Source organism: Cupriavidus phytohabitans (assembly GCF_000426345.1).
Taxonomy (GTDB): Bacteria; Pseudomonadota; Gammaproteobacteria; order Burkholderiales; family Burkholderiaceae; genus Cupriavidus.
The window spans coordinates 1-13,613 of the sequence record NZ_AUFE01000056.1; the positions used below are offsets into that span (position 1 = coordinate 1).

At 64.8% G+C, this 13,613-nt stretch carries 16 protein-coding genes and 1 pseudogene; 4 read left to right on the top strand and 13 right to left on the bottom strand.

Features of this window, described 5'->3' with window-relative positions:
- Positions 1–234 (top strand): annotated as a pseudogene (locus tag K309_RS43190) (IS3 family transposase); the annotation flags it as partial.
- 117 nt (positions 235–351) lie between these two features.
- Here K309_RS43190 and K309_RS0127105 read toward each other — a convergent pair.
- The 6 genes from K309_RS0127105 to K309_RS0127130 form a co-directional block, all read right to left on the bottom strand.
- Positions 352–825 carry a GNAT family N-acetyltransferase gene (locus tag K309_RS0127105; RefSeq protein WP_029049295.1) on the bottom strand — a complete coding sequence of 158 codons (474 nt, stop codon included), beginning with the start codon at positions 823–825 and terminating at the stop codon, positions 352–354.
- A gap of 5 nt (positions 826–830) precedes the next feature.
- On the bottom strand, positions 831–1,367 hold the full coding sequence (locus tag K309_RS0127110; RefSeq protein WP_029049296.1) for a phosphonate degradation HD-domain oxygenase: 537 nt from the start codon (positions 1,365–1,367) through the stop codon (positions 831–833).
- A gap of 5 nt (positions 1,368–1,372) precedes the next feature.
- Complete coding sequence (phnE, locus tag K309_RS0127115) at positions 1,373–2,185, bottom strand: phosphonate ABC transporter, permease protein PhnE (protein WP_029049297.1); 813 nt, start codon at positions 2,183–2,185, stop codon at positions 1,373–1,375.
- Between the two features lie 76 nt (positions 2,186–2,261).
- Positions 2,262–3,260 carry a phosphonate ABC transporter substrate-binding protein gene (gene phnD, locus K309_RS0127120; protein WP_029049298.1) on the bottom strand — a complete coding sequence of 333 codons (999 nt, stop codon included), beginning with the start codon at positions 3,258–3,260 and terminating at the stop codon, positions 2,262–2,264.
- A gap of 53 nt (positions 3,261–3,313) precedes the next feature.
- On the bottom strand, positions 3,314–4,162 hold the full coding sequence (gene phnC, locus K309_RS0127125; RefSeq protein ID WP_029049299.1) for a phosphonate ABC transporter ATP-binding protein: 849 nt from the start codon (positions 4,160–4,162) through the stop codon (positions 3,314–3,316).
- 86 nt (positions 4,163–4,248) lie between these two features.
- Positions 4,249–4,899 (bottom strand): DUF1345 domain-containing protein, encoded by a 651-nt coding sequence (locus tag K309_RS0127130; RefSeq protein ID WP_029049300.1) that lies wholly within the window; start codon positions 4,897–4,899, stop codon positions 4,249–4,251.
- Between the two features lie 358 nt (positions 4,900–5,257).
- On the opposite strand from K309_RS0127130, the gene K309_RS0127135 reads away from it, so the two are divergent.
- The 3 genes from K309_RS0127135 to K309_RS0127145 all read left to right on the top strand — a co-directional run bounded on the left by K309_RS0127135 (position 5,258) and on the right by K309_RS0127145 (position 7,188).
- A complete protein-coding gene (locus K309_RS0127135; RefSeq protein WP_029049301.1) occupies positions 5,258–5,479 on the top strand; it encodes a hypothetical protein in 222 nt (73 codons plus the stop codon).
- 173 nt (positions 5,480–5,652) lie between these two features.
- Positions 5,653–6,666 (top strand): tripartite tricarboxylate transporter substrate-binding protein, encoded by a 1,014-nt coding sequence (locus tag K309_RS0127140; RefSeq protein ID WP_369796526.1) that lies wholly within the window; start codon positions 5,653–5,655, stop codon positions 6,664–6,666.
- A 159-nt stretch (positions 6,667–6,825) separates the two neighbouring features.
- The gene (locus K309_RS0127145; RefSeq protein ID WP_232232500.1) at positions 6,826–7,188 is read left to right on the top strand and encodes a hypothetical protein; all 363 of its coding nucleotides are present in this window, start codon (positions 6,826–6,828) and stop codon (positions 7,186–7,188) included.
- A 339-nt stretch (positions 7,189–7,527) separates the two neighbouring features.
- Here K309_RS0127145 and K309_RS0127150 read toward each other — a convergent pair whose 3' ends face one another.
- The 7 genes from K309_RS0127150 to K309_RS0127180 form a co-directional block, all read right to left on the bottom strand.
- Positions 7,528–7,815 (bottom strand): GYD domain-containing protein, encoded by a 288-nt coding sequence (locus K309_RS0127150; protein ID WP_029049304.1) that lies wholly within the window; start codon positions 7,813–7,815, stop codon positions 7,528–7,530.
- Between the two features lie 260 nt (positions 7,816–8,075).
- The gene (locus tag K309_RS0127155; protein WP_029049305.1) at positions 8,076–9,086 is read right to left on the bottom strand and encodes a TGS domain-containing protein; all 1,011 of its coding nucleotides are present in this window, start codon (positions 9,084–9,086) and stop codon (positions 8,076–8,078) included.
- Between the two features lie 24 nt (positions 9,087–9,110).
- On the bottom strand, positions 9,111–10,205 hold the full coding sequence (gene amrS, locus K309_RS0127160) for an AmmeMemoRadiSam system radical SAM enzyme (RefSeq protein ID WP_035878460.1): 1,095 nt from the start codon (positions 10,203–10,205) through the stop codon (positions 9,111–9,113).
- A gap of 140 nt (positions 10,206–10,345) precedes the next feature.
- Positions 10,346–11,746, bottom strand: a complete 1,401-nt coding sequence (locus tag K309_RS0127165; protein ID WP_029049307.1) for an MFS transporter — start codon at positions 11,744–11,746, stop codon at positions 10,346–10,348.
- A complete protein-coding gene (locus tag K309_RS0127170) occupies positions 11,743–12,471 on the bottom strand; it encodes a hypothetical protein (RefSeq protein ID WP_232232501.1) in 729 nt (242 codons plus the stop codon). Before K309_RS0127170 ends, K309_RS0127165 begins: the two co-directional genes overlap by 4 nt.
- A 68-nt stretch (positions 12,472–12,539) precedes the next feature.
- Positions 12,540–12,791 (bottom strand): DUF1488 family protein, encoded by a 252-nt coding sequence (locus tag K309_RS0127175; RefSeq protein WP_029049309.1) that lies wholly within the window; start codon positions 12,789–12,791, stop codon positions 12,540–12,542.
- A gap of 71 nt (positions 12,792–12,862) precedes the next feature.
- The gene (locus K309_RS0127180; RefSeq protein ID WP_029049310.1) at positions 12,863–13,180 is read right to left on the bottom strand and encodes a hypothetical protein; all 318 of its coding nucleotides are present in this window, start codon (positions 13,178–13,180) and stop codon (positions 12,863–12,865) included.
- Positions 13,181–13,613: the final 433 nt, after the last annotated feature.

A 13,613-nucleotide genomic window follows, 5' to 3' on the forward strand; every position in this document is an offset into this window, starting at 1 on the left:
TGGTACAACGAGGAGCATCGCCACAGCGGCCTGAAGTACGTCACGCCGAACCAGCGGCACCGCGGGGAAGCGCCGCCCCTACTGGCGCGGCGCACGATGCTATATCAGGCAGCCCGCGCCCGACATCCGCAGCGCTGGTCGCGAGGGATCCGGAATTGGAAGCTGGAGCCAGTGGTCTACCTGAACCCCGAACGAACTGAGCAGGAAGCTAACGAGCACCGGAAAGCAGCATAACGGCGGACGCGACAACTACCTTGACACACACCGCTCGGACAAAAAGTGACCCGCCCAGCGGGGCGGAACCAGGCGGTTCAACGGCCGACAGCATGTCACCAGCCGCGACAGCCGCGCTCAAAGCCCAACACTAAAACTAACCCCATGCTCAACAAATCCCAACCCCCGATAAAACCGATGCGCCTGCAGCCTCCGCGCATTTGACGACAGCGCCAGCTTTCCAGCCCCAGCCTCCCGCGCCAGCCGCATGGCCTCCCGCATCATCGCCTTGCCCACACCCATGCCGCGCGCGTGCGGCGCCACCACGACGGCTTCGACGATGGCCTCAGGCCGCCCGTCGTGAACCATCACAGGAAACACCAGCAGGCTGAAGGTGCCAAGCGGTATCCCGTCAGCATCCACCATCATGTAGCAACGATAGTCCGGATAGCGCCGCATGGTCGCATACCGCTCGCGCATCGTTTCCAGCGACAGCGGCGGCTCATCATCCATGGCGGCAAGCAGCGCCGACAGGTGCCGCAATTCGGCGTCGGAACCACGCACCTCGCGTAGCGCCAGCACGGCTTCGGCCGTTCCCTGCGATCCGTTCATGCCATTCACAAAGGAGCGCGCGCGCAGCGCGCGGCGATAGCGAGATAGTGTGCCAGCGGCGGCGTGGCCATGTCGACCACCTTGGCCAGGTCGTCATAGCGGCGCAGGCGCACCGCGGCGTCGGCATGGGCGCTGGCGGCAAACGCCTTGGCGCGGGCTGCATCATAGGGCCCGCCCTGCAACGCCAGGCTCTGCACCGAAGCGGGCGACAGTGTGTCGAAGTAGGAGCGGTCGACCGCGCACAGGTAGCGCTTGGCGGCGACGTGCAGCCGCACGGGCTCGGTGACATCCTCGCCGAACATCCCGGCGAGCGCGTCGGCGGCGGCCTCCTGGTGGCGCATGTCGGTGGTGGTGCTTTCGGCCAGCATCAGGTGGCCGATGTCGTGCAGCAGGGCCGCCACGACCAGCGCATCGGGCTCGCCGGCCTGTTCGGCCAATTGCGCGCACTGCAGCGCATGGGCGGTCTGGCTGATGGATTCACCGCCATACCATTCGGTGCCATGGCTGGCGAAGAGGGCTTCGATGCGTTCGATCGTCAGCATGTCGCTCACACCAACACCTTGCGGATCTGCGCGGAAATAATGTCGATGGCCGACACAAACAGGATGATGATGAGCATCACCGCACAGGTCTGCCCATACTGGAAGCTCCGGATGATTTCCCACAGCACGGAGCCGATGCCGCCGGCGCCGACGATGCCCACCACCGACGCCGAACGCACGTTCGACTCGAAGCGGTACAGCGCAAACGACAGCCACAGCGGCAGCACCTGCGGAATCACGCCATAGACGATCTCTTCGACCGGGCTGGCGCCGGTGGCGCGCACGCCTTCAACCGGCCGCGGGTCGATTGCCTCGACCGCTTCCGCAAACAGCTTGGCAAGCACGCCGGTAGTGTGGATCCAGATTGCCAGCACGCCCGCGAACGGCCCCAGCCCGACGGCGACGATGAACAGCATCGCGAACACCATCTCATTGATGGCCCGGCAGGCGTCCATGACGCGGCGCGCCGGCTGGTAGATCCACGCCGGCACGATATTGGCCGAGCACAGCAACCCCAGCGGCACCGCCATCGCGACCGCCATGGCGGTACCCCACAGCGCGATCTGCACGGTGACGAGCATTTCGTCCAGGTAGTGACGCCAGTCGCGGAAATCAGGCGGGAAGAATTCCGCGGCGAATTTCGCCATGTTGTCGGAATCGCGCAGCAGGTCCAGCGGGCGCATGTCGGCGCCTTGCCAGGACAGGCCGAGCAAGGCCAGTACGACCGCCCAGGTCAGCATCATGGCAAGGGACGTGCGCGGCGGCCTGACAGGGTTTCGAGACGACGGGGGCAGGCCGGGCGTGGCAGTGGCGGTCATGGGCAATCCGGATTGAAGCAGGGAGTGAGGAAATGGCACGGGGCCGGCGACAGGCCGGCCCCGTGCAAGGCGCAGCTTACTGCGCGGTGGTGGCCGCGGCGGCCTTGTCCAGCTCGGCCAGGCGGCGCGAGACGTCGGCCAGGCGCTTGTCCTTGTCGGCAGCGGCCAGCGTGGTGTCGGTCTCGATCTTGGCCTTTTCGCGGGCCAGCTCGATCTGGCGGATCGGCACCAGCTGCGCATCGCTGGAGGGGCGGAAGCCCTGGTAGGTCAGCGCGGCCAGCACCTGCTTCTCGCGTGCGGCGTCGGCGCCCTTGCCGTAGTTGACGAAGAAGGTCTGGATCTTCTTCTTCAACTCAGGCGACAGGTCCTTGCGGTAGACCATCGGGTCGGCCGGGATCAGCGGCGACTTCCACAGCACGCGCACCTGGTCAAAGGGATTCTTGCCCGTGTTGATGCGGTAGCGTTCCATGTTTTCGGTGTTGTTCACCGCCACGTCCACCTGCTTGTTCAGCACCGACAGCAGGTTGGCTTCATGGTTGCCGATGCGCACGGCCTTGAACAGCGTTTTCGGATCGACCTTGTTGGCGGTCCACAGGTAGTAGCCCGGCACCGCGGTGCCCGAGGTCGAATTGGGATCGCCGGCGCCGTAGCTGAGCTCCTTGCCGCGCTTGATCACGTCCCCGACGCTCTTCAGGTCGCTGTCCTTGTTGACGATCAGCAGAGACCAGTAACCCGGGTTGCCGTCCTTGTCGATCACCGAGGCGAACACTTCGCCGCTGGCACGGTCCACCGCTTCCATGGCGGATTTGTTGCCGAACCAGGCGATCTGGACCTTGTTGAAGCGCATGCCTTCGATGATGCCCGCATAGTCCGAGGCGAAGAACGGCTTGACCGTGACGCCCAGCGTCTTGCCGAGATCGTCGATCAGCGGCTGCCAGGCGGCCTTCAGGTTCGACGACGATTCCGTCGAGATAAAGCCGATGTTCAGGCTCTTGGCGTCCTGGGCGAAGGCGGGCAGGGCCGGCAGGGCGACGAGGCCGGAAGCAACGACGGCGACAAAGGTTCTGCGAAGCATGGACAACTCCGATTGGGAAAGCTTGGGAGGAAGACTGCGGGTAAGGGCGGCGCTCAGGCCGCGGCCAGGTTCATGGTGACCATCGCCGGCGCGGGCATTGCCGCGGCGGTTTCGTCCGCATCCGTTGCGGCATCGTGCAGCAGCTCGTCGGCCTCGGTGCCGTACAGGTCGCGCAGCATGGCCGACGTCAGCGCCGCCGACGGGCCGTCGTAGACCACCTTGCCGTGGCGCAGCGCCACCACGCGCGGGCAGTAGCGCATGGCCACGTCCACCTGGTGCAGCGATACCACCACCCCCACCTTGCGCGTGCGGTTGATCTGCGTGAGCAGCGACATCACGCGGCGCGACGATTCCGGGTCGAGCGAGGCGATCGGTTCGTCGGCCAGGATCACGCGCGCGTTCTGCACCAGCGTGCGCGCGATTGCCGCACGTTGCTGCTGGCCGCCCGACAGCGTCGACGCGCGCTGAAACGCATAGTCGTCTATACCAACCTGGGCGAGTGCATCGAGGCCGGCGCGCAGTTCATCGGCCTTGAAGATGCGGAACAGGCTGCGCCATTTCGGGATGCGGGCCAGCATGCCGACCAGGACATTGGTGATCACCGGCAGCCGGCCCACCAGGTTGAACTGCTGGAAGACGAAGCCGATCTCGCCGCGCACATGGCGCACGTTGCGGGCCAGGCGGCCATCGCGCTGCACCGGGCGGCCGTTGACGAGGATCTCGCCTGCATCGGCGGTGACAAAGCCGGCCATATGCCGCAGCAGCGTCGACTTGCCCGATCCCGAGGCGCCCAGCAGTGCAACCATTTCGCCGGGGGCAACGCTCAGCGTGACCTCGTCAAGCGCCTTGCGGTCCGCGCGGAACGATTTGGAAAGCCCGCGGACTTCAATTGTTTGGGTCATGACGACTCCGTGGCTTGAATGACGTCACGGATTCTGGCGGGCGTATATGTCAGACAGATGAAGGCCGGGTGCGCCGTGCTTCCGTGTTACAGGCCGCCAAGAGCGTTCACGGTGAACGCCAGGATCCCCATGTTGAACAGGAACGCAGCCATGCAGTGCGCCAGCGCCACCCTGCGCATATGCGCGCCGTGGATGGTGATGTCCGATGTCTGGAAAGTCATGCCCAGCGTGAAACTGAAATACAGGAAGTCCCAGTAGCTGGGTTCCCTCACGCCGGGCACCTCCAGCCCGCGCCGGTCGCCGGTGGCGGACTGCAGGTAGAAGAGGTGTGCATAGTGCAGCGTGAACACGCTATTGGCGAAGAGCCAGGACAGGATCAGCGTCGCGACGATCAGCGCGACGTCGAGCCAGTGCGGCGTCCCGGGGCGCGCGACCAGCGTGCCGATCGCTACCAGGATGACCATCGACAGCAGCACGGTGATGGCCAGCAATGCGGGCCGGTTGGCGTCGTTGAGCTCGGCGGTGCGCCGCATCGCGGCGGCATCGGCGCGCAACAGCGGCAGCGCGGCGCCAAGGAAGACCAGTGCGGCGATATCGAAGCCGATCAGCAGCGCGATGCGCAGCTGCGCGCCGAGCGCTGCCGCCGCGCCTGTCGCGACGATCAGGATCGCGGCGCACACCAGGAAGCGCGGCGGCGCGAGTCGTTTGCCGATGGCAACGGAGGGAGTCGTGTGCATGGCTGAGGCGGCTGTCTGTCATAGGTCCTGGCCGTCGGCGTTCCGTGTGCGCGGCGGGAAATCGCATACCGGCCAACCGGTCGGACATAGCCGCTGCGTCGGCATGTTGCGCTGCGACGCGCGAGCGCCGATGGGCAGGGCAATGTGAGGATAATGCACCGGCCCGCTATCCCGCATCTGGCATTGAACAGTCTCGGGCGACCGACTAAGATGAACACTCGCGGCGCAAACCGTAAGTGTCGCGATCCAATCTCAAGCCCCCCCCGGACAACAGGGTCTGCACCACCAGACCGGCCCTCGGAGGGCGCTAGCGCAGTCCCGTTGCAACACACTACCCATGTTTGCCGAGGAGACGCCTGTGCTGAGTCATCACGAATTTGCCACCCTGGTCCTTGTCAACGACAGCAGCGACCCGCCCGAGCTGGACCGGACCGATGTGGAAGCGCTGCTCGCGCACCAGCTGATTACGCTGGAACGGGTCGGCCCCAGCGTCAGCCGGCCGCAGGTCACGCTCCAGGGTTACCGTTTCCTCAAGGCACTCGGGCGCATCCGCGCGAAAGAGCCCCGCGCCTGCCAGTGACACCCTGACATGCGCGGCTTGCCGCCGCGGCATGCTTGCCAGTCCTTCGAGGTCTGCCGGACATTCTGTTTTGCCATATGGCCCGTTCGGGAAATCCAAATAGCCAGCCGTAACCTTGTCCTGCAATCTGGCGGCCGATCGATAACAGACCGGCGCGCACACGTGCCGGCAGCATGGAGACGGCAACGATGGTGACGCAGGCAGTGCAGGGCAAGGGTTGGCAATGGATGGCGGGCGCGGCGCTGGGCCTGGCGCTCGCCAGTGGGGCGCTGGCTGCGGATGCCTATCCGTCAAAGCCGGTCACGCTGGTGGTGCCGTTCTCGGCAGGCGGACCCACCGATGTCGTGTCGCGCGCACTCGGGCAGGCGATGGCTAGGGAGCTGGGGCAGAGCGTGGTGGTGGAAAACCGCCTCGGCGCCGGCGGGACGGTCGCGGCGGCGTTCGTCGCGCGCGCGCAGCCCGATGGCTACACCATCCTGATCCACCACAACGGCATGGCCACGGCGCCGGCGCTGTACAAGAAGCTGTCGTACAGCCCGCTGAAGGATTTCGAATATGTCGGCCAGGTTGCCGATGTGCCGATGACGTTGCTCGGCCGCAAGGATCTGCCGCCCGGCAACCCGGCTGAACTGGTGAAGTACGTATCGCAGAACAAGGACAGGGTGTCGCTGGCCAATGCCGGCCTCGGCGCGGTGTCGCAGTTGTGCGGTCTCCTGTTCGAGGAAGCAGTGAACGTCAAGATGACCTCTGTCCCGTACCAGGGAACGGGGCCTGCGATGACGGCCCTGCTGGGCGGCCAGGTCGACCTGCTGTGCGACCAGACCACCTCCACGCTACCGCATATCAACGCCAACCGCGTCAAGCTGTATGGCGTGACCACGCCCGATCGCATCAAGGCGCTGCCCAATGCGCCGACGCTGCAGGAAGGCGGGTTAAAGGGCTTTTCCATGAAGGTCTGGCATGGTGTCTACGCGCCCAAGGGCACGCCTCCGGCCGTGGTGGCGCGGCTGACCAAGGCATTGCAGCAGGCGCTGAAGGATCCGGTGGTAGTCAAGCGCCTCGATGACCTGGGCGCCGAGATTGTGCCCGCCGACAAGCAGACGCCGCAGGGGCTGAAGACCTGGCTCAAGGCCGAAAGCGACAAGTGGCAGCCGCTGCTGAAGACGATGAAGGTCGAGGCCGACTGATCCCGCGCGGCTGCGGCCAGCGCACGCAGGTAACCAGCATGCCGCACGGCGAAGGCCGTGCGGCATGTTTGCCTTGGCGGCCTGCTGGCGCACCGCCGCGAAGCACGCCAGCACGTCTGCCGAGATGCTGCAGGCGTATTAACATGGGAATGAGCGGATGTGCTGCTGACCGCGCTGATGACGTCCACGCCACGATCTTCCGCGCGATGGGAGAAAAACATGGCAACTTACGAGTTCAAGGACAAGGATCTCCAGTTCCTGGCCCAGGGCGCTGACTCCTGTTTTGCGTCGCCTGACACGGCTTTCGTTGAATGCGCTGACGGCCATCCGGCGTTCACGGTGACATGGCCGGAGAGCGGATCGACGATGATGAGCCTCAAGGTGCAGATTCGGGCAAGCCAGTACGCCAGTTACCTGACGGATCCATTCAGGGGACGAGAAGTCCTGCGCAAGGCAGTCGAAGATCGTCTCGCGCTGATCCACACCGTGAAAAGCGGACTCCTGCTTGCTCCCGATATCTAGGGAGTGCCCAACAAAAAAGCACCTTGCTCGGTGCTTCCAGCCATTTGGGGGCGTCCGAACCGGGTCAGCAACTCATGATCCGGCTCGGACCTGCAGGCATATGTCGCCTGCACGATCACGCTTCAACCAGTAAACCATCTGGGGAACATGATCATTTCGCTGACCTACCTCCGCTCTATGAAAGCGTGTCTCAGCCAGCACTTTGATTATAGGGCGGCCGACGAACAGGTCAACCTGAATCCGGCCGTGCCGCCCGCCGCGCGAGCCGCCTGAACCATCGATCCGCGCTACAGGGACCACCTACAGGGGCCACCTACAGGGGCCACCTACAGGGGCCACCTACAGGGACGCGATGAACTTGTCCCACGGCGTCGCTTGCAGCGTCTCGGTCGCGGCGTGGCCGTAGCCTCGGATGATCAACGCCGCACGCTCCAGTTGCTTCAGGTCGTCCGTCTCGACAATGTCCACCACGTCAAAGCGTCCGAGTGTCAGATAGCTGTCTTTCCAGGTGACGGCAGGGCATTCGGTCTTGATCTTCTCAGCCACCGTGGCGGCGAGTTTCTTCATGTCCTTGGGATCCGTGAACGCGTCAGGAGCGAGACGGCTGAGGATGACGTACGTAGTCATGGCATACCTCCGTGCGAGAAGTTGCACCGCAATCCCGCACGGCAGTCATGCGGGACCAACCGGCCGCGCGTTATGCAGAAGCGTAGTCGCGCGTCTGCCATCGCCGTTAGCCCGCGTCAACGGTTGTCATGGACGTTGCATGGTTGCAAAGCGGCACCAGGCACGCGACGGACGGTCATTTAGTCTATGTCATCGTCGCTCGCCTGCTGCCGGGCCCCGTCAACCAGTTCGGTGCGGCCTGGCTTTGGCCAGCGATGCGCCTACGAATGCAGTTCCACCACGTCTCGATCGGCCACCGGATGATCGGCGCCCACCTGCTGTCCGCTGAACTTGCCGCTCCCCCAGATGCGAGCAAATTTGAACGTCCGCGCGAGATCCGGGTGCACCCGCAGGGCGACGTCCAGTACGGTGTCGCCGCGGCGCATCGTAAAAGGCCGACTCTGGTCGACCGGTTTCCCGGGTGCCTTGGTGTAGACACGCACGATGCTCAGGGCTCTGAAAAGAAACGGCCCGATCTCGGCCAGTCCTTGTCCGCGGGTTGCCGAGGTCGCGAGCGCCGGAAAATGTACGCCGAGGAGGTCTTCGAGCACCGCTGCATCCTCCGGGTTCGCGAGATCGGCCTTGTTGGCCAGCAACAGCGCAGGGAGGTGGACACTGAACAGGCCAGCCGCCGCCGATGCTGCAGGGCTGTCCGCCTGACCCGGCCAGCGCTCCAACAGGTTTATCCTTGCTTCGGCGAGTCGCCGGAGAATCAGTGCCAGCTGTTCAGTACAATCCGGCGCGCTCAGGTCGACCACGAGTAGTACGCCGTCTGTCACCCGCACTATGTCGGTGAGCCCGGGTTGCATGAATTCGGCTGAGACAGGTGGCAGATCCACCAGCTGAAATGCAATGTCCTCGAACGGCAACATGGCGGGAACCGGTAACTGGGTCGGGTGGGGATAGGCCCCGCCCTCGCTGCCCGATCCTGTCAGCCGCGCATGCAGGCTGGATTTTCCCGCACCGGACGGGCCGATCAGGCAGAGCTGGGCAGCGCCTTCGGGATGCACCGCATGTGACGGCCCCCTGTGGGCCGCCTTCCCGTGGGCCGCAGATTCCTGCGTCAGTTCCCTGATCCGCGACTTGATATCGGCCTGCAGACGCTCGGTTCCCTTGTGCTTGGGGATGACACGGAGCATCTCCTTCAGGCATTCGAGCTGCTCGCGCGGCTGGCGTGCCAGCCGATAGGCCTGTTCGGCCTGCTTGTACTCCGGAGTGAGGTTTGCTGGCATGGGCCGTCAGCGCTGCACGATGGGTTACGTTCCGATGTGCACGGGAATACGGCGCCGCCCGAAGTGATGCTCGAAATGCCCGAAACAGCCGGCAATCGGTTCAAAGCAGTCGGGGCAGGTTCCGGTGGGCGTGAGGCGATAGCTCTCGATCGCATGCCAGTCGCGCACGATCAACGGTGCACGGCAGGCGGGGCAATAGGTGGTTGCGCCTTCAGTGTCGTGGACATTGCCGGTGTACACGTAACGCAGCCCCTCGTCGATCGCGAGCCTGCGGGCGTGCGCCAGCGTGGAGAACGGCGTCGGCGGCACGTCGCGCATCTTGTAGTCGGGATGAAACCCCGTAAAGTGCAGCGGGATGTCGGTGCCAAGTTCCCTCGCGATCCACCGGGCCTCTGCGCGGATCTCCTCATCGCTGTCATTCTTGCCGGGAATGAGCAGGGTTGTGATCTCGAACCAGACTTTGGTTGCGTGCTTCAGGTACAGGAGCGTATCCAGCACTGGCTGCAGGTGTGCGCCGGTGAATGCCACATAGAACGCGTCGGTAAAGCCCTTCAGGTCGACGTTTGCCGCGTCCATCCGGCTATAGAAATCGCGCCGCGCCTGCTCGCCGATATACCCGGCGGTTACTGCCACCGCAAGGATGCCCAGTTCGCGGCAGGCATCGGCAACGTCCATTGCGTACTCGGCGAAAATCACCGGGTCGTTATAGGTGAAAGCCACGCTCTTGCAGTGGTGGGCCGCAGCCGCTTCGGCAATGGCTTCGGGCATGGCTGCCACGGCCAGTGTTTCCATTTCACGTGACTTGCTGATGTCCCAGTTCTGGCAGAACTTGCAGGCCAGGTTGCAGCCTGCCGTGCCGAACGACAGCACGGCGCTGCCCGGGTAGAAGTGGTTGAGCGGCTTCTTTTCGATCGGGTCGATGCAGAAGCCGGATGAGCGGCCATAGGCGGTCAGCAGCATCCGCCCGCCAAGCCGCTGACGCACGAAGCAGGCCCCGCGCTGCTCCTCATGCAGGCGGCAGTGGCGCGGACACAGGTCGCACTGCATGCGGCCGTCGTCCAGGAAATGCCAGTAGCGGCCGGGATATGTTCCCGGAGAGGGCGTTTCGATTGCCGTCATGGCCTATCCCTCCTGAGGCGCGATTCCAGGCAAGTAACGCGCGCACGCGCAGCAACCTCGCCATCGTGCCAACACCTGGAAGCGGACAAGGCGATTCATTCGCCAAAGGGCAGTTTCATTCTAGGCCGCAGTGCGCGTGCCTACCCGCTAGCGGGTCCGGCAGTGGCGGCGACGTACCTGGTTTCCAGCCCCACCATTCGCTCGGCGCGCAAGGCGGCTCGCCGCCCGCGCACGGTGTTGACCCCGCACAGCAGCACCAGCCCGACGACGAAGTAGCTGCCCGTAACCAGCAGCGCCTGGCGGTGATCGCCACCCGTCAGCCAGCTTGCCATGCCATAGGTCAGCGGCCCGGCGATCGAGGCCAGCTTGACCGCAAGCCCCCAGAGCCCAAAGAACTCGGCCGCGCGCGAGGGCGGGGCCAGCAGTCCGACCATGGCCCGTCCGGCGGACTGGGCGGCGCCCAGGCACAGGCCGGCCACATTGGCGGCGAGCCAGAACAGCGGCGCTTCGCGCGCGGCATACGCCAGCAGGATGGTCAGGATCCAGCCCAGCAGCGTCAGGGCAATGGCGCGCACGTGGCCGATGCGGTCCTGCACAGGCCCGAACAGGAAGGCGCCGGCCGCTGCCGTCAGGTTGACCACCAGTACCAGCGTCAGGGTCTGCTGCATGGTGAAGCCCATGGCCTGGTTGGCGTAGATGGCGGTCAGCGTGATCACTGCCTGGATGCCGGCCTGGTAGAACACGGTGCACAGCAGGAAGCGGCGCAGGTCGCGAAACTGGCGCAGCTGGCCGAGGCGTTGCCAGACTCTGGCCCAGGCCGTGCCGATGGCCTGTTCGCCAGCCGGCGCGGCCGCCGCAGCGACCTGCGGCACGCCACGGTCGCGCAGCAGCAGGAAGGTCGGCAGGCTCGCCAGGGCAAAGATGGCGGCCGTGATCAGCATGGTGACGGGCACGAACTGGCTGGCGGCGTCGCCGCGCGCGCTGGCCCAGTTGACATAGAGCAGGCATGCGCCCAGCGTGACCAGGCCCCCGATATAGCCAAGGCTCCAGCCCCAGCCGGACACCCTGCCCAGGGCGCGGGCGGTGGAGAGCGACGGCAGGAAGGCGGCGATCAGGTTTTCGCCGCTGCCGAAGAACAGGTTGGACAGGACCACGCACGAAATAGCCAGGACAAGTGTTCCGGGCTGCGCGAAATAGAGCAGCCCGGTGAATACCACGCAACCTGCGGTCGTCACGGCAAGCAGTGTTTTCTTGGCGGCGCGCAGGTCAGCGTAGGCGCCGACGAAGGGCGCGGTGAGCACCACCAGCGCATAGGAGAGGGAAAGCGCCCCGGTCCAGGCCAGCGTGGCCCACGGGGCATTGCCGGCCACGACGGCGACGAAATAGGCATTGAACAACGCGGTGATGACCACCGTGGTATAGCCCGAGTTGGCAAAGTCGTACATGGCCCATGCCCAAACTTCGCGCGGCCGTACGTCGGCGCCCAGCATTGCGGGCACGCGCGGCGCGTGCGCCTGGCCACGCGATTCGGACACGGTCATGTTCCTTCCTCCACGAGGCGGCGCCGCTTCAGCCGGAGCACGACGCCATAGACGGCCAGCGCGGCGATCACGTGCTTGAGCGTGTGCCCGCTAACCAGTCCCGTCAGCGCAGCGATCTGGTGGTCCAGTACATCGCAAACCAGGGCCAGCACATAGCAGCCGGTGATGGCCAGCACATCCCGGTCGCCAGTGTAGCGCGGTGCATAGAGGCAGAGCAGCAGCGGCACCACCACGATGGCGCAGGCCTGGATCAGCAGGTAGGGGCGCAGGTCGCCGCTGCCGCGGGCTTCGCTCCATGCCCAGTAGCCGACGCTGGCCGGCCCCACGATCAGCAGCAGCGGCAGCAGCCGCAAGCCGGCCTTCAGGCTGGCGCGCTCGCACACGTTGGCGCCCAGCCAGGCCATCAGCGCGAGCGCCAGCGGAGCCCGGTCCCACACCAGCCGCTGGTTGTCCGGTGCCAGGTGGTAATAGGCCGAGCCCAGGCCCACGAGGAAGACCGCGAGAAAAAGCACCCGGTAGGGCCAGGCCTCGGCCGGTGCGATAAACGCACGACTGCCGGTGGAGGTGGCCAGATAGCGCAGGCCAGCCGCGCCCGCGAGCAGGAACAGCAGGTTCGAGCCGATGTCGAGGCAGTGGGGCATGCCGAAGCAGACATAAGGATCGGCAAAACGATGATATTGCGGCGGCTGCGCGATGCGCGGCAGCAGCCAGGCCCCGGTGGCCATGACGGCCACCAGCAACCAGACCGCGGCAACCCTGGCGGCAGGGCGGGCTTGCCGGCAGGCGCGCATTCTTAGTGCAGCAGGTAGAGAGTCTGCGGCCCCTCGGCATAGAGCGCCATGGCCATCTTCAGGATCTCATTGCGATGCCGGTCAAAGGAGGCCAGCATCCCAGCTTCGTCAGAGCCGAGTGCGGCGTCGAAATTCATCAGTACGCGGTCGTCCACAAGGAAGGAGATTTCGCGTGCGTTGTCATAACCCCAGAACCACACGCCATGCCTGGACTCATCATAGCTGCGGCTGGGGTTGGGGAAGCTTAGTGCCATGTTGTCGTCCTGCGCTCTACGCCCTTGACCGGACCGGGCTGCTACGCTCACTACCTGCGCGGAGCGTTCGGCTAGTGCGTATTCCCTTTCATGCTCTCGGCTTCCATCGCGGCATGCAATTCCTCAAACGCCTCGATTGGCTCCATGTCCTGGTCGACGAACGCGGCCGCGCGCTCTGCGGCGGCCACTGCGTCGCGCGGGATGTCGCTCCGGCTGTCGTCCTCGGTTCTCGGCGGCAGCAGCATGTCCTCAAGCATCCCGCGCAGCTCAGGGGTATTCCATGGCTTGCCCAGCCTGGCCTTCCTCTTCAGGTAGTGACGAATTTCCGCGTCTTGCTCGGCAGTGAGCGGAAGCCCGCGAAAAGTGGGGTCCGTGTTGTAATGGATCATGATGCGCCTCCCGAAGCGGTCTGCGCTTTCAATGTGGAGATATCAAATCAATTCCTTTTGGTGAACATTACAAGTTGCGTGTCATCACTGTGCCGCGTATCCGCGGCCAACTGATTTACGTCTTCTTCTTGGCGACGCCTTCGTTCCCAACCCTCGAATGGACCGTGCTGAACGGGGTTGCCGGCACTGCCGGCTTCTTGGGCTGCTTGGGCTTTTTCGGTTCGCGAGTGCTGCGTAGTTGACTCTTGGCCATGGAGTGCTCCTGGTGCGTTGCTTGCCAAGATGGCAGTTCCAGCATACGCGCTTAGATGCATTAACAACATGACTTTCATGCCTGTCCGCATGAAAGCGGCACTCGGCGATTGATCACTGCCCGACCACGGCCCGGATTTCACAAAGCGCCACATCGTCTGTCGTGGCGATATCGCGGATG